This window comes from Kribbella sp. NPDC048915, from assembly GCF_040649595.1.
GTDB lineage: Bacteria > Actinomycetota > Actinomycetes > Propionibacteriales > Kribbellaceae > Kribbella.
In genome coordinates, this window is record NZ_JBEZFT010000005.1 from 19023 (window position 1) to 38131 (window position 19109).

Sequence of the window (19109 nt, forward strand, 5' to 3'; positions counted from 1 at the left end):
TAGATCTCGAAAGGCCTTTCATGAGTGCACCTGTGGCTGACCTGATCGATGAGGTCCTGGCCGGGAAACGCGGTCCGTCGCCGGCGGAGTTCGATGTCGTCAGTGCGTTCTGGCTGCATCACACCACGCGACTACCGGGCGCCGACGTGACCTACCGCAACTACTACGTGTTGCTGCGGGTAGGCGAGGTGTTCGGCGCGTGCTCGTTCGAGGCCGGCGAGTTGGATCCGGCGTACTGCGCCGACACGTCGGGTCGTACGCTCGCCGACATCCTGACCGGTGAGGACGACCCGCTGCCGGTGCGGATCGCGGCGCTCGACGCGTACCTGGCGGCGGTCCAGCCGCATCACACCACGCCGTACGCCGAGGAGGTCGTGCTGCCCGCGGGGACGCCGGACGTTCGCGCGCGGGCTCGTGATGCCGCCGTCGCAGGATTGCTCGAGGTTGCCGAAGGCACCAAAGTTGCGCTGATCGGTGTGGTGAATCCGCTCGTCGACGCGATCACGGCGCGCGGCGGGACCTGCCTGCCGTGCGACTTCAACCTCGACGTGACCGCCTCCGGACTCGCGGTCGCCAAGGACATGACCGAGGTCGTCGAGGCCGCCGACGCGGTGGTCGCCACCGGGATGACCTTGTCCAACGGCAGCTTCGACCTGCTCCTGGCTCGTTGCCGTGAGCAATCGAAGCCGCTCGCGGTCTACGCTCAGACCGGTAGCGCAGTGGTCCGCGCGTTCCTCGGCGCGGGGGTGACCGCGCTGTCGGCCGAGCCCTTTCCCTTCTCCCAGTTCAGCTCCCGCCCGAGCAGCCTCTACCGCTACAGGACGGATACATGAGCACCCAGCAGAACCTTTCCGCGCCGGCCGCGGAAGTCCCGGGCGACCTTCGGATGGCGCGGCGGCTCTGGCCGTTCCTGCTCGCCTCGACCGTGAGCCTGATCCCGTTCACGGTGTTCGGGATGTACCTGGTGCCGATCGCCGACGCCGCCGGCGGCAGCGTCGCGGAGATCGGCGGGCTGCGCGGGCTCGGCGGACTCGCCGCGCTCGCGGTCGGAGTCCTGCTGGCGCCGCTGATGGACCGCGTCCCGCGGGAGTTGGTCGCTGCGGGCGGGCTCGCGCTGCTCGGTGTCTCGGCGGCGTTGGGGGCTGTGGGCAACGTCTTGGCGCTGGCGGTGTTCTGTCTGCTGATCGGGGCCTCGACCTCGATCCTCGGTCCGTCGGTCGGCGCGGCCGCGGCGGATCGGTTCCGGTCGCCGGCCGCGGCGGGGCGTGCGGCGACGCTGGTGTCCGCGACGACGTCCGCGATGGCGATGCTTGCCGCGCCCGTGCTCGCCGTACCGGGACTGCTGTGGGGATGGCGCGGCAACCTGCTGGCGGCGTCGGCGGTCTCGCTGGCGTTGGCGGCGGCCTTTGCGTGGCGGGGCCGTGGTCGACGGGCGCCGCTCGCCGGTAAGGAGCGGGTCAGCTACCTCGCGACGTACCGGGCGTTGGCCCGGGTGCCTGGTGCGCTGCCGCTGCTGGCGGTCGCGATGCTCAGGACGGCCGCGTTCATGGGGTACCTCGCGTACCTGGCAGCGTTCTACGACCAGCGGTTCGACCTCGCACCAGGCTGGTTCGCGCTGGTGTGGTCGCTCAGCGGGGCGTCGTTCTTCCTCGGCAACCTGTTCGCCGGGCGGTACCTCGCGACCGACCGCCCGTGGCTCACTCCCGAGCGGCTGCTCGTGGGCGGCATCACGGTCGCGCTGATCGCGGTGTCGGCGTTCTACTTCTCCCCGACGCTGCCGCTGACGTTGCTGCTGACGGCAGTGATGGGTGCGAGTCACGCCACGGTCGCGGCCTGTGTCACCACGTTGCTGGTGCGGCGCGGCGGGGACCTGCGCGGCTCGGCGCTCAGTGTGAACGCGGCCGGGATGAGCCTCGGGACGTTCCTCGGCGCAGCGGTCGGCGGGGTCGGGTTGGGCCTCGGCGGCTACCCGGGCGCGGCGGTCGTCTTCGCCGCGATCACTCTGGTCGCTGTCACGCTCGCCCTGCGCATTCACCACCGCCCGCCGGCCACCTGATGCCGGCAGTTTTCCGGGCTGGTTGAGGGTCCTCACCGAGCCTCTGGCGATATATCGTTCCCTGCTATGGAAAACCTGCCCGACCGCCCGCATCCGCACGCCCATCTGCGCGCGTCCGACATCGACCGTGACCAGGTGGTCGACGTCCTGCGGGAGGCCCTGATGTCAGGCCGGCTGACGCAGGAGGAGCACGCCGAACGGCTCGAACAGACCCTGGCGGCCAAGACCCTCGGCGAGCTCGAGCCGATCACTCGCGACCTGATCGTCCCGCCGCAGGGTGCGCCGGCGGTGCCGTCGGTCCAGTCGGCCGCGTCGTCGAGTCCGGTGCCGATCGAGGAGCCGGCCGACCCGTCTCGCAGCCAGGACACCATGGTGGCGATCTTCGGCGGCGGTGAGCGGACCGGCCGCTGGCGGGTGAAGCGGCGGACGAACGCGTTCGCGGTCTTCGGCGGGCACGACATCGACATGACCGACGCGGTCTTCGAGGGCCGCGAGGTGACCGTCTACGCGTTCGCGGTGTTCGGCGGGATCGACATCACGGTCCCGGACGCGGTCACGGTCCGCAGCGAAGGCATCGGCATCTTCGGCGGCTTCGGCGCCCGCGGCGGCAGCGACCCGGACCCGAACGCGCCGACCGTCGTGGTCCGCGGCCTCGCCCTGTTCGGCGGCGTCGGCGGCCAGACCTCCTCGAAGCGCCACGGCAAGAAGCGCAACCGGCACCACGGCCTGGGCCACTGATCGCCTAGATCCAGGACTTGAACCACATGCGGTTGAGCCAGTCCGGGTGCGGGAGGACCTTGTCGGTCAGGATCGGCCAGATGTAGGCGAAGTTCAGCACGACCAGGACGACGAACGCGCCGACCACCGCGCTGCCGATCAGTCGGCGCGTGCTCGCCGTACCCGGCCTGGAGACGTCCGTGCTCGACCCCAGCACGTCCCGCGCCGGGCCGAGGATCTTGCCGAGCGCCAGCGCCAGCGCCATCACGGTGAAGGGGATCATCGTGACCGCGTAGAAGAAGAAGATCGGCCGGTCGTCGAACGCGAACCACGGCACCCAGCACGTCACGTAGCCGATGATCGGTACGCCGAACCGCCAGTCGCGGGACCCGATCCACAGCACGAGCGCGGCGATCAGCGCCAGCGCCCCGCCCCACCACAGCAGCGGCGTACCGAGGGCGGAGATCACCGACAGGCAGTTCGTCCCGGCCGGGGCGTTGCAGCCCGGCGTACCGGGTTTGATGTCGTTGACCGCGTCGAAGCCGATCGGCCGCGCGATGATCGGCCAGCCGGCCGGGTTCGAGGCGTACGGATGGGTGGCGTTCTTGATGTAGTCGCCGGTGTGGAACGCGAGCACTTCCTGGTGGTAGTACAGCAGCGACCGGAAGTCGTCCGGAACCACCTTCATCACGCCGTGCGCCGGGTGGTCGGCCGCCCAGTTGTGGTCGTAGGCGTTGTCGTGCAGCAGCCAGCCGGTCCACGTCGCGACGTACGTGACGGCCGCGACCAGCACCAGGCTGACGAACGCGGGGATGCCGTCGACCAGCGCCGACTTCACGAACGCATGCCGTACGCCGAGCGCGCGGCGGGCGCCCAGGTCCCAGAGGAACGTCATCACGCCGAACGCGGCGAGCACCCAGATCGCCGACCACTTGGTGCCGAGCGCGAGGCCGAAGCAGACGCCGGCGGCGAGCCGCCACGGGCGGACCAGCAGCCAGCGGCCGAGCGTCCGCCGGGCACCGTCGGTGAGCGGCTGGTCGAGCGTCTCGGCGTGCCGGCGGCGGGTCCAGTCCCGGTCCGCGACCAGGCAGGAAACCGCCGCGACCAGCCAGAACGCGAGGAAGATGTCGAGCAGCGCGACCCGCGACATCACGAAGTGCAGGCCGTCGAACGCGAGCAGCAGGCCCGCGATACAGCCGATCAGCGTCGAGCGGGTCATCCGGCGGACCGTCCGGATCAGCAGCAGCACGGTCAGCGTGCCGAACAACGCCGGCATGAACCGCCAGCCGAACGGCGTCATCCCGAACAGCTGCTCACCGGCCGCGATCATCCACTTGCCGACCTCGGGGTGCACGGTCAGGCTCGGGGTGTCCTTGAAGACGTCCAGGTTGCCCGCCAGGATCGCCTTGTCGGCGGCCCCCTCGGGCTGGTCGATGAACTGCCGTGCGTAGCCGAACCTGAGCAGGCTGTAGGCGTCCTTGGCGTAGTACGTCTCGTCGAAGACGAACTTCACCGGGTTGCTCAGGTTCCAGAACCGCAGCACACCGGCCACCAGCGTGATCGCCAGGGTGGCGATCCACCCGCCGTCGAAGTCCCGCGGCATCGGCGGGTACAAGCGCTCCTTGAGCGGTGGCAGCCGCCGTCCGAGCACGTCGCGCCCGAGCGTCTCCCGCTCCACGCCGACGTCACTCCGCCGAGCCGTCCCGTCCTCGATCACAGCAGCCACGCCCGCCATCGTACGGACGCCCCGGTCCCACCGCCTCTCCGAGCCCGTGCAGGCGCCTGGGATGATGGCTCGATGAGCGGGCGACTGGTGTTGGCGGGGACTCCGATTGGGGATGTCGGGGATGCGTCGGCTCGGTTGGGGCGGGTGCTCGCGGGGGCCGATGTGGTCGCGGCGGAGGATACGCGGCGGTTGCGGCGGTTGACGGGGGAGTTGGGGATCCAGCTGAGCGGGCGGGTCGTCAGCTACTTCGAGGGGAACGAGCGGGAGCGGACGCCGGAGCTGCTGCAGGCGCTGCTGGACGGGCAGACCGTGGTGGTGGTGACGGACGCCGGCATGCCGAGCGTGTCCGACCCCGGGTACCGGCTGGTGGCGGCCGCGATCGACGCCGACATCCCGGTGACCGCCGTACCGGGCCCGTCCGCCGTACTGACGGCGCTGGCGCTGAGCGGGCTGCCGGTGGACCGGTTCACGTTCGAGGGGTTCCTGCCGCGGAAGCCGGGTGAGCGCGGCCGGCGGCTCGCGGAGCTGAAGGACGAGCCGCGGACGATGGTGTTCTTCGAGGCGCCGCACCGGCTGACCCAGTCGCTGGAGGCGATGGCCGAGGCGTTCGGCGCGGACCGGCGTACGGCGGTGTGCCGCGAGCTGACCAAGACGTACGAAGAGGTGAAGCGCGGACCGATCGACGAGCTCGTGACCTGGTCGAAGGAGGGTGTCCGCGGCGAGATCACCGTGGTCGTGGCCGGGGCCGACCCGCACCAGGTGATGACGCCCGCGGACCTGGCCCGGGAGGTGGCCGTGGACGAGGAAGCGGGCACGCCGCGCAAACAGGCGATCGCCGACGTCGCGAAGCGCTTCAACGTCCCGAAACGGACCGTGTACGACGCCGTACTCGCCGCTCGGGACCCCGGTCAATAGCACTGGCGCGCGCCACTACCCTTTAACCATGTCCGAGAAGGCCTATTACGTCACCACCCCGATCTACTACGTCACGGCCGCGCCGCACATCGGCAGCGCGTACACGACGGTGGCCGGGGACGTCCTGACCCGCTGGCACGCCCAGCGCGGCGAGCGCAAGTGGTACCTGACGGGTACCGACGAGCACGGCGAGAAGGTGATGCGCAGCGCGCAGGCCCAGGGCATGACGCCGAAGGAGTGGACCGACAAGCTCGTCGAGGAGGCCTGGAAGCCGGCCTGGGTGGACGTCGACATCGCCTACGACGACTTCATCCGGACCACCGAGCAGCGGCACACCGAGCGGGTCCGCGAGTTCTGGCAGACGCTGTACGACAAGGGCGACGTCTACAAGGGCGAGTACGAGGGCCTGTACTGCGTCGGCTGCGAGGAGTTCAAGCTGCCCGCGGACATCCGCACCGACGACGACGGCACCCAGCGCTGCATGATCCACGGCACCGAGCTCGAGACCGTCTCGGAGACCAACTACTTCTTCCGGCTCTCGGCGTACGCCGACAAGCTGCTCGAGCTGTACTCGGAGCAGCCCGACTTCGTCGCGCCGGCCAGCGCCCGCAACGAGGTGATCGCGTTCGTCAAGCAGGGCCTGCAGGACCTGTCGATCACCCGGTCCACGTTCGACTGGGGCATCCCGGTCCCGTGGGACGAGGACCACGTGCTGTACGTGTGGATCGACGCCCTGCTGAACTACGTGACCGCCGCGGGCTACGGCACCGACCCGGAACGGTTCGAGCAGCTGTGGCCGGCGGACGTGCACCTGGTCGGCAAGGACATCCTGCGGTTCCACGCGGTGATCTGGCCGGCGATGCTGATGGCGGCCGGGCTCGCCGTCCCGAAGCAGGTCTTCGCGCACGGCTGGCTGCTGGTCGGCGGCGAGAAGATGAGCAAATCCAAGCTGACCGCGATCGCGCCGAAGGAGATCACCGACCACTTCGGCTCCGACGCCTTCCGGTACTACTTCCTGCGGACGATCCAGTTCGGGTCCGACGGCTCGTTCTCGTGGGAGCACCTGAGCGCGGTCTACACCTCCGAGCTCGCCAATGGCCTCGGCAACCTGGCCAGCCGGATCGCGGCGATGGTCGGCAAGTACTTCGACGGCGCGCTGCCGGAGCCGACCGACCACGGGCCCGCGGAGCAGGCGCTGGCCGACAAGCTCGCGCAGACCGTGGCGACCGCGGACAAGGCGCTCGACACGCTCGCGTTCCACGACGCGCTGGCCGCGATCAACGACCTGGTCGGCGCCGTGAACGGGTACGTCACCGAGCAGGAGCCGTGGAAAGTCGCGAAGGACGAGGCCCGCCGCGACCGCCTCGCGACGATCCTCTACAGCGCCGCCGAGGTGCTGCGTGCGGTCGCCGTACTGCACAACCCGACGATGCCGAAGACGTCCGCGAAGCTGTGGACGCTGCTCGGCGCCGAGCCGAAGCTCGGCGCCCTGAAGGACCAGCGCATCCAGGACGCCGCCGGCTGGGGCCAGCTCCCGGCCGGCGCCGTCCTGACCAAGGGCGAGGCACTTTTCCCCCGCCTCGAGGAAAGCTGAGCTGCGACGGGGTGCGGCTGATCCGCCGCACCCCGTCGCGGTTGTTCAGAGCCGAGTGATCGCGCCCGGCAGACCGGTCTCCCAATGGGCCGGCAGGAACATCCGGGCTTGGTTCCGGCAGGGCCCGTAACAGATCGAGCAGCGGCCGAAGTCGCAGCCGAACAAGCCCCAGACCCCTTGCGGCTGCGGCAGTTCCCACCGGCGCGCCGTCATCGGGACCTTGCAGTGCAGGCAGCGCGGTTTCGAGACCGGCCCGTTCAGTGGCGGCGGTACGGCCGGGACGGTGAAGAGTCGTCGTACGGCGCCCCAGACCGCACGCATGATCCTGATCGGCAGCGGTCCGACCACGAGCCGGATCTCCGGTCCGACCGGAAGATCCTGCGCTGCCGGACGATGCTGATCTGCCGAACGATGCTGAACTGCCGAACGATGCTGAACTGCCGAACGATGCTGGGCTGCCGGACGTACCGGCACCGGGCTGCGGTAGGCGCCCGGGTAGCGACGCGGCCGGCTGCCTGTGGGCTCCGGCGGTCGTCCTGGTGTCCTGTTCATTGATCCCCCTCCGAACAATGACCTGTCCGGTCCGATCGTCCGGCGCGTGTGCCGCGCGGAGGAATCCGGGCAGATGTTCGTACAAACCCGTACGGCGGCCATACCGTCCGCGCCCGGCGTCAGGTAACGTCGTGATCACTCCCAGTGGGAGTGTGGCTTTGAGGGGGGCCGCGATGGGGGACGATCGTTTGATCGAGCCGCGGAAAGCTTCACCGGATCACATCCAGACCCGGGGTCAGTTGGCCGACGAGCTCACGGCACTGCGAATGCGCGCGGGACTGACCGTGCGGGACATCTCCAGGGCCATCAATCATTTGCAGCCGCACAGCACGATCGGCGAATGGTTCGCCGGTCGCAGTGTGCCGTCGAACAGCTCGCAGGCGCTGTACGTCGAGGTGCTGCGCGCCTGCGGCGTCACGTCCGACGAGGAGATCGAGCGCTGGCTCGACGCGCGCCGCCGGATTCGGCAACTGCCCGGTCCGAAAGGCGGTACGACGCCGTACCGCGGGCTGATGGCTTTCCAGCCGGAGGATGCGGAGTGGTTCTTCGGACGGGAGGCACTGACCGAGCAGATCGTCGGCGAGATCATCGCCCGGCACGCGGACGGTGGCGGACTGCGGACCGTCGTCGGTGCGTCGGGATCCGGGAAGTCGTCGTTGCTGCGGGCCGGGGTGATACCCGCGGTGAGCACCGATGCCGCACCTGGACGACCGGCCTGGCCGGTCGTTTTGCTGACTCCGGGGGCGACGCCGGTCCAGCAACTGGCGACGGCGCTCGCCGCCGGGACGCGGGTCGCTGCGAGCGAGGTCGCCGAGCGGATCCGGTCCGATCCGGCGACCGGTCTCGCCGATCAGGTCGCGATGTTCGTCAGCGCGGCGCGCACCGTGTCGCCGGGACGCGGGGTTCCGGTTCCGGCACCGGATCGGCTGCTGATCGTGGTCGACCAGTTCGAGGAACTGTTCACGATGTGCGCGGACGAAGCGGAACGCCGTACCTTCGTCACCGCGCTCGCCGCGGCTGCGCGGCGGCCGGTGCTGCCGCACGAGCCGTCGCTGTCGGCGCTGGTCGCGACCGTCGTCGTGCTGGGCCTGCGGGCCGACTTCTACCCGCAGGCGTTGCGCCATCCCGAGCTCGCGGCCGCGTTGCAGAGCGCCCAGGTGGTGGTCGGTCCGCTGACCGAGCGCGAATTGCGGCGCGTGATCGCGGAGCCCGCGCTGCGCGCGAGCCTGCAGTTCGATCACGGCTTGCTCGAATTGCTGGTCAGGGATGCCGCCGCGGGATCGGCACCGCCGGGAGTCGCCGCGTGGCAGGCGAGCGCACTGCCGTTGCTGTCCCATGCCTTGCTCAGCACCTGGCAGCGCTCGGAGCGCGGCCGGATGACGACGCGCGGATACCTGGCGACCGGCGGGATCCGGGGGGCCGTCGCGGAGACCGCGGAGGCGGTGTACGGCGAGCTGACGCCGGAGCAGCAGGCCCTCGCGCGGCGGATGTTCGCGCGGTTGGTGAATCTCGGCGACGACGCCACGGTCAGCCGTCGCAAGGTCGTCCGTGCCGACCTCGAGGGCAGCGGTGAGCTGGACGACCTGATCGAGTACTTCGTCGCGGCCCGGCTGCTCACCCGGGACGCGGACACCGTCGAGATCAGCCACGAGGCACTGATCACCGCGTGGCCACGGCTGCACGAGTGGATCGACAGCGACCGCGACGGGATCGTCCGGCACCGCCGGCTCGCCGATGCCGCCGTCCAGTGGCGCGACCTCGATCGGGATCCGGATTCGCTCTACCGGGGTGGACGACTGCAGGGTGTCCGCGACTGGGTGAGTCCCGACGGCGCCGTGGCGATCGGCCGGCACCTGAACGCGCTCGAGACCGAATTCCTCACCGCGAGTCTGGAGGCGGAGCGTTCGGCGCAGCGGGCCGGCCGGCGCCGCACCCGCCGGTTGCAGGAGTTGATCGCGGCGCTGACCGCGCTCGCTGTGGTCGCGGCGGGGTTGGCCGGGTATGCGCTCTGGAAGCGTCGTACCGCCGACCGCGAGCGGGATCTGGCGATGTCGCGGCAGGTCGCCATGACAGCGGATCGATTGCGCGCGACCGACCCGGCGCTCGCGGCCCGGCTGTCGCTGGCGGCGTACCGCATCGCTCCGACGGTCGAGGCGCGGTCGAGCCTGCTCGACGCGACCGGATCGCCTGCGGTGACGAGGATTGTGCGTCCGTCGAAGGGTGCGCAGAACATCGTCCTCAGCCCGGACGGGCGGACGATGTATGCCGCCGGCACCGGTCCGAGTGACACCACCGTGCTGGCGTGGAATCTGAGCGAGCGGGCCCATCCGCGGCTGGTCGGCCCGCCGCTGACCGGTCATACGCTGCCGGTGTTCGGTACGGCGGTCAGTCCCGACGGACGCACTCTCGCGACCGGCGGTCGCGACCAGACAGTGCGCCTGTGGGACGTTTCCGACCCGCTGGCTCCGGTCGCGCTCGGCGTACTGCCCGGAGGTCCGGCCGGTACGGTCTACTCGCTGGCGTTCGCGCCGGACGGGCGGACGCTCGCCGCGGGCAGTTCTGGACGGGTGGTGCGGCTGTGGAGGGTGGACGATCCGGCGAAACCTGTCCTGTTGACCACGTTGCCGGCCTTGAACGGCTACGTGCAGAGCGTCGCCTCCGACGGTACGGGTCTGCTCGCAGCGGGCGATGCGACCGGCGGGCTGTCCTTGTGGGATGTCGCCGACCCTGCACGTCCGCGGCTGCTGAGCCGGACCCAGGCCGGTTCCGACCAGATCAACGTCGTGAGTTTCGTACCGCGGAAGCGCGAGTTGATGATCGGTGGCACGAAAGGTCTGTTCCAGCACTGGAACGTGAGCAAGCCGCATGCACCGACCAAGCTGCCGTTGCAGCTAGCGGTGCCGGACAACTGGGTGAACTCGGTTGCCATCAGTCCGGACGGTCGACGCGTCGCCGTCGGCAGCTCGGACAACGTCGCGCAGGTATGGGACGTGTCGAACGGCGCTCAGCTGATCGCGACCCTGCCGCACGCCGAGCCGGTGTCCTCGGTGGCCTTCATCGACGCCGGGCGCACCGTGGTGACCTCCGGATCCGACGGTGTCGCTCGGCTCTGGTCGATTCCCGGGCCGGTGATTTCGGGGCCGACGGCAACCGTTGCGACGACCGCGTTCACTCCGGACGGGCAGATGCTGGCTGCCTTCGGTGGAGCAGCCTTCCTGATGAACGTCACGCAGTCCCGGACGCCGGTCGCCTGGGCGCCCGGCCTGACCTCGCCGTTGCCGGACGAACCACTGGCCGGCGCCGGCGCGCTGAGCCCGGACGGGAAGACCGTTGCGGCCGGGACCACGGTGAACTCTGTCCTGCTGTGGGACGTCAGCAATCCGGTGCGGCCGAAGGCCCTCGGGCCGCCGCTGAAGGGTCCGGCCGCGGTGGTGGAGTCGCTGACGTTCACACCCGACGGCACCGTCCTGATCGCAGGTGCCGACGACGGAAAGGTGCACCTGTGGGATGTCAGTGATCCGGCGCGTGCAACTGCACTCGGGGTCGCACCAGGTGCCGACGGCAACTATGTGTACATGGTGGCCGTCAGCCCGGACGGGACGACCCTGGTCGGGGTGACGGCCGACGGCATGATCCGGCTCTGGGACATCCGCGATCCACGGCGGCTGCGCGAGTTCCCCTCGGTGAAGGGCTCTCCTGACCTGTTGTTCTCGGTTGCGTTCAGCCGCGACGGCAGGGTGCTCGCGACCGGGAGCGCCGACGGCACGGTGCAGCTCTGGGATGTCACGGACCCGGCGGCGCTGAAACCGATCGGTGCCGCATTGCAGGGGCCGGACGGCACCGTCACCGCGGTGGCGTTCGGCCCGGACGGTCACACGCTCGCGGCGAGCGCGCGCAGTGGCCAGGTCTGGTTCTGGGACATCGGCACGCCGGCCCGTCCGACGACGGTCGCGATCCTTTCGGCGTCGAAAGCTGCCGTCTGGGCGATCGGTTTCAGTCCGGACGGGCATACGGTCGTCACCGGTGGCTCGGACCGCACGGTACGGCTGTGGGAAACGGATCCGGCGCGGGCCGCCGAACTCACCTGCGCCGCCGGTGGCGACCCGGTGTCCGCGGACGAGTGGACCAAGTACCTCCCCGGTGTGCCGTACGAGCCGGTCTGTTGACGTTTTTCTACAAACGTGGACGGGGGTGGTCGGCGTACTGTCGTCGTGAGAGAGGTGATCACGATGACGCGGTATGTAGCCGTGGCCGAGATCGACATCGACGCGCCGCCGTCCCGGGTGTGGGACGCCCTGACGGAACCTGAATCGCTCAAGGAGCTCTGGTTCGGGGCCGAGGTGAAGACGGACTGGCAGCAGGGCAGCCCGATCACCTGGAGCGGCGAATGGGAGGGCAAGCCCTACCAGGACAAAGGCGAGATCCTCCAGGTCGAGCCGCACCGCCTGCTCAAGCTGACCCATTTCAGCCCGCTCACCGGCCAACCCGACGTACCCGAGAACTACCACACCCTCACCTACACGCTGACCGGCAACACCCACCTGAAACTCGAACAGGACAACAACACCAGCGAGGACGAGGCCACCCACTCCGAACAGATGTGGAACCAACTCCTCGCCAAGCTCAAGCAGACCGCCGAAGCCCAGGCCTGACGCCTCAGCGCGTGGATCCCAGCGCTCCACGAAGTTCACCCCGGCCGGGATCTCGACGCAGTCCGTCGAGGTCCAGCCGCGGGTCAGTGTCGGGAAGTCCGGCACGTCCGGGTGGTAGCGCGGCATCCCGGTGCCGGTATCAGGGCCGCTGCCGGTTGTGGCGCGGCGGCAATCGGTTGTGGCGCGAGGGCTTCCGGTGGTGGTGTGGCGGCGGTCTGGCTGGGCAGCGCGGGGCCCCACCACCAGGCCGAGCGCGGCCAGAAGCGTTGTCAGGCGGAACTTCCTGCTCATCGGCTGCTCCTGTCATCGGGCGAAACCGCAACGCAACGTACTGCGCTCCGGACCGGCGCGAACATGTCCGCACCTGCTGACTTCCTGCACAATCCGGCTGGCGTGTTCAGCAACGCCCATCCGGGCGATGGTTTGTGTGACTGCTGACGGGTTATCGGGCGGTAGCGGTGAAAGAACCCGCTACTGGTCCTGAGCGGACGACGGCTCGGCGAATGCTGGTGAGGAGCGCGGCTGGGTTCGCCATGGTGTGCCAGGTGACGCGGACCACTTGATAGCCGAGGTCGCGGAGGCGGTCCTCGCGGATCTTCTCCGCGATCAGTGCCTCGCGGGGCGTCGCCGTACTTGACGGCGCCGTCGAACTCGACGATCAGCCCGAACCGCACGAACAGGAAGTCCACTCGCGCGACGAACGTGCCGTTCTCGTCGTAGATCTCGTCCTGCAGGAGTGGTGCCGACAGTCCGAGCCCCGACAGACCGAGCTCTGACAGTGTCACGCGCAGCCATGACTCCCCGACGGACTCGGCCCGGCCGTCGGCGAATTCGACCGCACGCTGCGCCGTCCGGATGCCGGAACGTCGGGCGAACCTTTCGAGCGCGTCAGCAAGCTCCGGTGGGGTGGCGATGCCCAGCCGCAGCGACTGGTCGACGACGGCAACGGCTGTCGGATAACCCGTCGCGCGAGTCGTCTCGACCACGGCCCGGGCGGGCGCGGTCGTGCGCACGCCGCCCAGTTCCGCGATCGCGTCGACCGGCGGACTGGCGGCGTGCTGGCACACCGACCGATCGGAGCGCCCCGCGCCGGCCCGCCTGGTGACGTGCACCCGCTGGAGGTCGAGCTCGGAGACCCGGACACCGTGCAACACCAGTGCCGACTGATGACTCACCACGGCTCGCCCGCGCAGCCGGTGGTAGACCGCTCGCGCTGTGCGGGTGTGCAGCCAGATGGCCCGGTCCCATGGAGGCAGCGCAGCCACGTCCGGGCCGCGGGCGGCGTACGCACCACGGGTGAGGCGCACCCACTGCCCGGACGCCACGTGCCGCCGGAGATCGGCGTCGCAGTACCCCGCGCCGAGCGCGTCTCCCCGCGCGAACCACCCGCCCCGTCGCGCTGCCGTCATTTCCAATTTCCTGTTCATGCCCAAGAAGATGCCGCGAACCGAAGCCCGCCGCGGCAGCCAAATCCAGCCTGTGGAAAGGCGCGCTGGCGGGTTGTGTCGCCGATGCCGTCGTACAACCCGCCAGGGGTGAAAGTAGCCGTTAGTAGGCTGGGCACATGGCTGGTGATGGCGTGGAGGTACAGCGGCCGACTCGGGAGCGGGCTGCGGTGTCGGAAGACGGACGGTCGCGGGATCGGAGCAGGCCGGCGGTACCGGATCCGTTGCCGATGAGCGTGGTCGACGCGCACTGCCATCTCGACATCGCCGACGGCGAGGACGGGGCGTGGCTCGACCCGGCGGAGGCGATTCGGCTCGCCTCGTCGGTGGGCGTGACGCGGATCGTCCAGGTCGGTTGCGATCTGCCTGGCGCGGAGTGGGCCGTCGCGGCAGCCGCGCAGTACCCGAACGTGATCGCCGGCGTCGCCCTGCATCCGAACGAGGCGCCGAAACTGAAGGCCGCCGGCGAACTGGACAGCGCACTGGCCGAGATCGAGCGGCTCGCGAACAGCTCGGAGAAGGTACGGGTCGTGGGGGAGACCGGGCTCGACTACTTCCGGACCGGCGAGGACGGGCGCGCCGCGCAGCACGAGTCGTTCGCGGCGCACATCGAGCTGGCGAAGCGGCTCGGCAAGACGCTGATGATCCACGACCGCGTCGCGCACGACGACATCCTGCGCACCCTGGACCGCGAGGGTGTACCGGACCGGCTGGTGATGCACTGCTTCTCCGGCGACACCGAGTTCGCGCGCGAATGCGTGAACCGCGGCGCGTACCTGAGCTTCGCGGGCGTGGTCACGTTCAAGAACGCCCAATCGTTGCGCGACGCCCTCGCCGTCACGCCCCTCGACCGCATCCTCGTCGAGACCGACGCGCCGTACCTGACGCCGTCGCCGTACCGCGGCAAGCCGAACGCGTCGTACCTGATCCCGCACACCGTCCGCAAAATGGCCGACGTCCTGAACATCTCCGTCGCCGAGCTCTGCGAAGCCCTCAACACCAACGCCAACGAAGCCTTCGGAGGCCCCTGGTGACCGTCGGGTACGACGAGGTGAAAGAGCAGGTTCGTAGGCTCGCCGAATCGCTGCAAGGTGCCGACGAAGCCACGATCACCGCGGAGGTCGAGCGGTTGGAGGGGTTGGCCGAGCAAATCCCGGACGAGCGATCACGCGCGCTGGCGCTGATCAGGGTGCGGAAGCTCCCCGACCTGGTCCGTGGCCCTCAGCCGGGCAACAGCCCGCAGTACCGGCGGGCTGCGAACCTCGTGACGCAGGTCGTCAACGACCAGGGCACACCGGCAGAACAGGTCGAGCATGCGGAGCGCGCGATCACCGAGATCGGCGAGCTCGCTCGCCAGGCACCGCAGCGGGAGCGGGGCACGATCCTGCGGATGAACTCGACGCTGAAGCGCCTGATCGAGCGCCGTCGGCGTGAAAGTGCGGACCGCGAGGCGTGACCGACGTCGAGATCTCGCCGGATTCCTGGGAGTACCGGCTGGTCGCCGCGGTCGTGATCGCCGTCGACCAACGGTTCGGTGGTACCGCGGCCAAACCCATCACCCGCTGGACCGGCATATTGCTCGAGGAGCCCGACCCGGGCTTCCTCGGGACGGCGGGCGACGACGGCAGCATCTCTGTGTCGGTGGTCAACGTCCTCGAGCCATTGCGCAGAGCCAGGGATCTCGACCGACCGCTGACCGTGGGCGAGGCGATCGAACTTCGCGATGCAATCGGCACGTTGACGCACGAAGCGGTGCACTTGATGACCGAGTTCGGCGATGCGACAGCACCGGACGCCTATCCGTACGACTCGGCCGCGGAAGCCGATAACGAGGGGCGTACGGAGTACTGGACCCACCTCAACCTGGACGACGTGATCCTCGATGTCTTCCCGGACGCCGGACTGGACCATGTCGTCGACGCTGTGCAGTCACAGACCACCATCGATGCCTACCCCGCCTACACCCCCGCTGTTCGCGCCATCGACCAGGCGTTGGCAGAGCGGAGTGGACTGACCAGCGAGCAGGTCACGCAGAAGCTCTTGCTGGCGGACGACGCCCAGCGGTGGAACGTGGCGGTGGATCTGGTCATCGATGCTCGGCTCGTGAAGCCGGGGCTGATGCCCGAGAGAGATCGCGACGACGTGCGGCGGGAACTTGTCGCACCGTTGCGTCAGGCAATGAGCGGGTTGGAGGCGGTCGAGTCGAGCGACCTGCTCGAGGACGACGAGAAGTCTCTGGCATCGTCGGAGGCCGCTCAGCACGCGATCGCGGGCCTCGATGCCGCGCTCGACCGGGTCGAGCGCCGGTACCGCACCGGCTTGGCCCAGCGATCCCGGCAGCACGCCCTGGACGCCGAGAATCAAGGGGCGCAGCTGTCGCCGGAGTTGCAGCAATTGCGGGCCGTCACAGGCGGGTCGGCACCGGCGGGCGAGGCGGTCAAGGGGCAGACGGATCCGGCAGCGAGGGGGCCGCGTACCAAAGGACCCCGGCACCGGCAGGGTGATCGCGGGTTGTCCGGGCCGTAGAGCGCCGGGAGGCACCTGGTAGACAGGCGGTATGGAGTTCCAGGAGGTTGTGCGGCGGCGGCGGATGGTGCGGAACTTCGAGGCGGGGCGGGAGGTGCCGCCGGACGTCCGGGAGCGGATCCTCGGCAACGGTCTGCGGGCGCCGTCGGGCGGGTTCAGCCAGGGGTGGGCGTTCCTGACGCTGGAGGGCGACGATCGCGAGCGGTACTGGCGGATCGCGGCCGAGAACCCGGACGAGAAGTATGTTGAATGGATCACAGGCCTGCGCCGCGCGCCGCTGCTGATTCTGGCCTTCGCGCACAAGAACGCGTACCTCGATCGGTACTCCGAACCGGACAAGGGCTGGACCGATCGCGACGAGGCGCGCTGGACCGCGCCGTACTGGTACGTCGACACCGGAATGGCCGTCCTGCTGATGCTGCAGACCGTGGTCGACGAGGGCCTGGGCGCCTGCTTTTTCGGGGCTCCTGCGGACAAGGTGGGCCGAGTGCTCAAGGAGTTCGGGGTCCCTGAGGGGTTCGATCTGGTGGGGGTGCTGTCGGTCGGGTACCGGGCCGCGGACAAGCCTTCGCCGTCGCTGAAAAGGGGTCGCCGGACGACCGCCGAAGTGGTCCATCGGGGCCAGTGGGGCCATCACACCGAGTAAGCGGTTCACTACACCATTTTGCGACTCGCCGACCAGAGGATTGGCGCTTCCGCATCATGTTCGTTATGGTCCCGTGATGTTGGCCGGGATCGGGGAAGATTCCGGACAGCACGCCCCTCGGCGTTGACCAGTGCCTCCGTGCCGCCAGCACGGGGCCGCCGGCCGGTGCCTGTGCTGTCCCACCCCGTGCCCGGGTAGCTCTACCTGGGAGCGTTAGTGCGTAAGTCCATCATCGCGGCCGTCGGTGCGACGGCTGCGTTCGCCGTCGTGGGCGGCTCCGTGGCCTATGCCGCGAAGAGCAAGACAGTCAGCCTTTCCGTCGACGGCGAGGTGCGGAAGGTACACACCTTCGGCTCCACCGTGGCAGACGCCCTGAAGGCTGAGAAAGTTCAGGTCGGTGAGCACGACGTCGTCGCGCCGAGCGCCGACGCGAAGCTGAAGGACGGCCAGGAGATCGCCGTCCAGTTCGGCCGCCAGCTGACCGTGAACGCCGACGGCACCAAGAAGTCCTACTGGACCACGGCCGACAGCGTGCACGAGGCGCTGGCCGACCTGGGGCTGCGGTACGACGGCGCCAAGCTGTCCACCAGCCGGAGCGCGCCGCTGGGCCGTCAGGGCCTGGAGCTGACCGTCACCACGCCGAAGACCGTGCAGATCGTGCACCGCGGTAAGACCGTGACGATCCAGTCGCTCGCGCCGACCGTCGGTCAGGCGCTGACCGAGGCCAAGCTGCGATGGGACAAGGACGACCGGATCACCCCGGCCGCCGCGACCCCGCTGAAGGTCGGCGTCAACAAGATCGGCTTCGTGCAGGTCGAGACCAAGTCGGTCACCAAGACCGTGGCCGTCCCGCACGGCACCGCCGAGACGAAGTCGGCGACGCTGCTCGAGGGCACCGAGAAAACCACGGTGAAGGGCACCGACGGCACGAAGGCCGTCACGTACCTGTACACCTACCTCGACGGCAAGCTGACGACCACCAAGGTGGTGTCGGCGAAGGTCGTGAGCAAGGCGGTCGACGAGCAGGTCGTGATCGGCACCAAGCCGAAGCCGAAGGAAACGACCACCACGACGACCACCACCGACACCCCGGACCCGAAGGTCGGCGACACCAGCGCCTGGGACCGGATCGCCGAGTGCGAGTCGGGCGGCAACTGGTCGATCAACACCGGCAACGGGTACTACGGCGGTCTGCAGTTCGACCACGGCACCTGGGCCGCCTACGGCGGTACGGCGTATGCGTACAACGCCCACCAGGCGAGCAAGGCCCAGCAGATCGCGATCGCCGAAAAGGTTCGGGCCGATCGCGGCGGCTACGGCGCGTGGCCGGTCTGCGGCAAGCGCGCCTGATCCGGGGCGGTGCGGCGGAACCCGTCGCTCGCCTGCGAGACTGACGAGGTGACCTCGTCCGATTCACCCACAGCAGCCGGACCGAGACTTCTCGGTCCGGCTGATGTGCGTTCACTGGCCGCATCGCTCGGGGTGCGCCCGACCAAGCAGCGCGGGCAGAACTTCGTCATCGACCCGAACACCGTCCGCCGGATCGTGCGGGCCGCCGACCTGGCGCCCGGCGAGACCGTGCTGGAGATCGGTCCCGGGCTGGGTTCGCTGACGCTGGCGCTGCTCGCGGACGGGCACCAGGTCACTGCGGTCGAGATCGACCCGCTGCTCGCGCAGGCGCTGCCGTCCACAATCGCGTCGTACGCCCCGGAGCAGGCGGGCAGTCTGACCGTCGTCGAGGCCGACGCGATGGACGTGGGCCCGGCCGAGATCGGTACGCCGACCGCGTGCGTGGCCAATCTGCCGTACAACGTCGCCGTACCCGTGCTGCTGCACCTGCTCGAGGTCTCGGACTCACTGCGGCACGGGCTGGTGATGGTGCAGTCCGAGGTCGCGGATCGGCTGGCCGCCGGGCCGGGGTCGCGGACGTACGGCGTACCGTCGGCGAAGGCCGCGTGGTACGCCGAGGTGCGTCGCGCCGGGCCGATCGGACGGAACGTCTTCTGGCCGGCACCGAACGTGGACTCCGGGCTGGTGGCGTTCGAGCGCCGGGACCCGCCGGAGACGGCGGCCAACCGGGAAGAGGTGTTCGCGGTGATCGAGGCGGCGTTCTCGCAGCGCCGCAAGACGATCCGGTCGGCGCTGGCGCGCTGGATCCCGGACCGTGCCCGCCTCGACGCGGTGCTCGAGGCGGCGGGGATCGACCCGCGGGTGCGCGGCGAGGTGCTCGGGATCACCGAGTTCGCCGCGCTTGCGGGAGCCGCGCGCACTGCGTGAGGC

Annotated in this window: 16 protein-coding genes and 1 pseudogene; 13 read left to right on the plus strand and 4 right to left on the minus strand. The window is 69.7% G+C overall.

What is annotated here, in order from left to right; all coding sequences use genetic code 11:
* Positions 1–20: 20 nt before the first annotated feature.
* The 3 genes from AB0B82_RS04310 (at position 21) to AB0B82_RS04320 (ending at position 2794) form a co-directional block, all read left to right on the plus strand.
* Entirely contained in the window at positions 21–833 is an 813-nt protein-coding gene (locus tag AB0B82_RS04310; protein WP_360162349.1) for a DUF364 domain-containing protein, read from the plus strand.
* Positions 830–2056 carry an MFS transporter gene (locus tag AB0B82_RS04315; RefSeq protein WP_360162351.1) on the plus strand — a complete coding sequence of 409 codons (1227 nt, stop codon included), beginning with the start codon at positions 830–832 and terminating at the stop codon, positions 2054–2056. Before AB0B82_RS04310 ends, AB0B82_RS04315 begins: the two co-directional genes overlap by 4 nt.
* Positions 2057–2122: 66 nt before the next feature.
* Entirely contained in the window at positions 2123–2794 is a 672-nt protein-coding gene (locus AB0B82_RS04320; protein ID WP_360162353.1) for a DUF1707 domain-containing protein, read from the plus strand.
* Positions 2795–2798: 4 nt separating this feature from the next.
* On the opposite strand, the gene AB0B82_RS04325 is transcribed toward AB0B82_RS04320, so the two are convergent.
* Positions 2799–4376: a phospholipid carrier-dependent glycosyltransferase gene (locus AB0B82_RS04325; RefSeq protein ID WP_360162634.1), complete on the minus strand. Its 1578-nt coding sequence runs from the start codon at positions 4374–4376 to the stop codon at positions 2799–2801.
* A 195-nt stretch (positions 4377–4571) separates the two neighbouring features.
* Here AB0B82_RS04325 and rsmI point away from each other — a divergent pair, with 195 nt between their 5' ends.
* Complete coding sequence (gene rsmI / locus AB0B82_RS04330; RefSeq protein WP_360162355.1) at positions 4572–5414, plus strand: 16S rRNA (cytidine(1402)-2'-O)-methyltransferase; 843 nt, start codon at positions 4572–4574, stop codon at positions 5412–5414.
* A 28-nt stretch (positions 5415–5442) separates the two neighbouring features.
* Positions 5443–7008, plus strand: coding sequence for a methionine--tRNA ligase (metG, locus tag AB0B82_RS04335; RefSeq protein ID WP_360162357.1), 1566 nt, complete (start codon positions 5443–5445; stop codon positions 7006–7008).
* A 45-nt stretch (positions 7009–7053) separates the two neighbouring features.
* Here metG and AB0B82_RS04340 read toward each other — a convergent pair whose 3' ends face one another.
* Positions 7054–7329 carry a hypothetical protein gene (locus AB0B82_RS04340; protein ID WP_360162359.1) on the minus strand — a complete coding sequence of 92 codons (276 nt, stop codon included), beginning with the start codon at positions 7327–7329 and terminating at the stop codon, positions 7054–7056.
* Between the two features lie 404 nt (positions 7330–7733).
* Between AB0B82_RS04340 and AB0B82_RS04345 the strand changes: the two genes are divergently transcribed.
* Positions 7734–11726 carry a hypothetical protein gene (locus tag AB0B82_RS04345; RefSeq protein ID WP_360162361.1) on the plus strand — a complete coding sequence of 1331 codons (3993 nt, stop codon included), beginning with the start codon at positions 7734–7736 and terminating at the stop codon, positions 11724–11726.
* 63 nt (positions 11727–11789) lie between these two features.
* Entirely contained in the window at positions 11790–12212 is a 423-nt protein-coding gene (locus tag AB0B82_RS04350) for an SRPBCC domain-containing protein (protein WP_360162363.1), read from the plus strand.
* A gap of 287 nt (positions 12213–12499) precedes the next feature.
* On the opposite strand, the gene AB0B82_RS04355 is transcribed toward AB0B82_RS04350, so the two are convergent.
* Together AB0B82_RS04355 and AB0B82_RS04360 are read right to left on the minus strand one after the other, a co-directional pair.
* Positions 12500–13390, minus strand: a complete 891-nt coding sequence (locus AB0B82_RS04355; protein WP_360162646.1) for a hypothetical protein — start codon at positions 13388–13390, stop codon at positions 12500–12502.
* Between the two features lie 162 nt (positions 13391–13552).
* Positions 13553–13639: pseudogene (locus AB0B82_RS04360) on the minus strand (hypothetical protein); the annotation flags it as partial.
* A 137-nt stretch (positions 13640–13776) separates the two neighbouring features.
* Here AB0B82_RS04360 and AB0B82_RS04365 point away from each other — a divergent pair.
* The 6 genes from AB0B82_RS04365 (at position 13777) to rsmA (ending at position 19106) form a co-directional block, all read left to right on the plus strand.
* Positions 13777–14691 carry a TatD family hydrolase gene (locus tag AB0B82_RS04365; RefSeq protein ID WP_360162365.1) on the plus strand — a complete coding sequence of 305 codons (915 nt, stop codon included), beginning with the start codon at positions 13777–13779 and terminating at the stop codon, positions 14689–14691.
* Positions 14688–15113 (plus strand): hypothetical protein, encoded by a 426-nt coding sequence (locus AB0B82_RS04370; protein ID WP_360162367.1) that lies wholly within the window; start codon positions 14688–14690, stop codon positions 15111–15113. Before AB0B82_RS04365 ends, AB0B82_RS04370 begins: the two co-directional genes overlap by 4 nt.
* Before the next feature lie 53 nt (positions 15114–15166).
* Positions 15167–16183, plus strand: coding sequence for a hypothetical protein (locus AB0B82_RS04375; protein ID WP_360162369.1), 1017 nt, complete (start codon positions 15167–15169; stop codon positions 16181–16183).
* A gap of 31 nt (positions 16184–16214) precedes the next feature.
* Positions 16215–16829, plus strand: coding sequence for a nitroreductase family protein (locus AB0B82_RS04380; protein WP_360162371.1), 615 nt, complete (start codon positions 16215–16217; stop codon positions 16827–16829).
* Between the two features lie 216 nt (positions 16830–17045).
* A complete protein-coding gene (locus tag AB0B82_RS04385; protein ID WP_360162373.1) occupies positions 17046–18179 on the plus strand; it encodes a transglycosylase family protein in 1134 nt (377 codons plus the stop codon).
* Positions 18180–18227: 48 nt separating this feature from the next.
* Positions 18228–19106 (plus strand): 16S rRNA (adenine(1518)-N(6)/adenine(1519)-N(6))-dimethyltransferase RsmA, encoded by an 879-nt coding sequence (gene rsmA / locus AB0B82_RS04390; RefSeq protein WP_360162375.1) that lies wholly within the window; start codon positions 18228–18230, stop codon positions 19104–19106.
* Positions 19107–19109: the final 3 nt, after the last annotated feature.

Excerpts from the sequence above, each read along its gene's own strand:
- AB0B82_RS04320 (WP_360162353.1), top strand. The coding sequence starts at position 2,123 with ATGGAAAACCTGCCCGACCGCCCGCATCCGCACGCCCATCTGCGCGCG.
- AB0B82_RS04325 (WP_360162634.1), bottom strand. The coding sequence starts at position 4,376 with ATGCCGCGGGACTTCGACGGCGGGTGGATCGCCACCCTGGCGATCACG.
- metG (WP_360162357.1), top strand. The coding sequence starts at position 5,443 with ATGTCCGAGAAGGCCTATTACGTCACCACCCCGATCTACTACGTCACG.
- AB0B82_RS04350 (WP_360162363.1), top strand. The coding sequence starts at position 11,790 with ATGACGCGGTATGTAGCCGTGGCCGAGATCGACATCGACGCGCCGCCG.
- AB0B82_RS04315 (WP_360162351.1), top strand. The coding sequence starts at position 830 with ATGAGCACCCAGCAGAACCTTTCCGCGCCGGCCGCGGAAGTCCCGGGC.
- AB0B82_RS04365 (WP_360162365.1), top strand. The coding sequence starts at position 13,777 with ATGGCTGGTGATGGCGTGGAGGTACAGCGGCCGACTCGGGAGCGGGCT.
- AB0B82_RS04345 (WP_360162361.1), top strand. The coding sequence starts at position 7,734 with ATGGGGGACGATCGTTTGATCGAGCCGCGGAAAGCTTCACCGGATCAC.
- AB0B82_RS04340 (WP_360162359.1), bottom strand. The coding sequence starts at position 7,329 with ATGCGTGCGGTCTGGGGCGCCGTACGACGACTCTTCACCGTCCCGGCC.
- AB0B82_RS04310 (WP_360162349.1), top strand. The coding sequence starts at position 21 with ATGAGTGCACCTGTGGCTGACCTGATCGATGAGGTCCTGGCCGGGAAA.
- rsmI (WP_360162355.1), top strand. The coding sequence starts at position 4,572 with ATGAGCGGGCGACTGGTGTTGGCGGGGACTCCGATTGGGGATGTCGGG.
- AB0B82_RS04380 (WP_360162371.1), top strand. The coding sequence starts at position 16,215 with ATGGAGTTCCAGGAGGTTGTGCGGCGGCGGCGGATGGTGCGGAACTTC.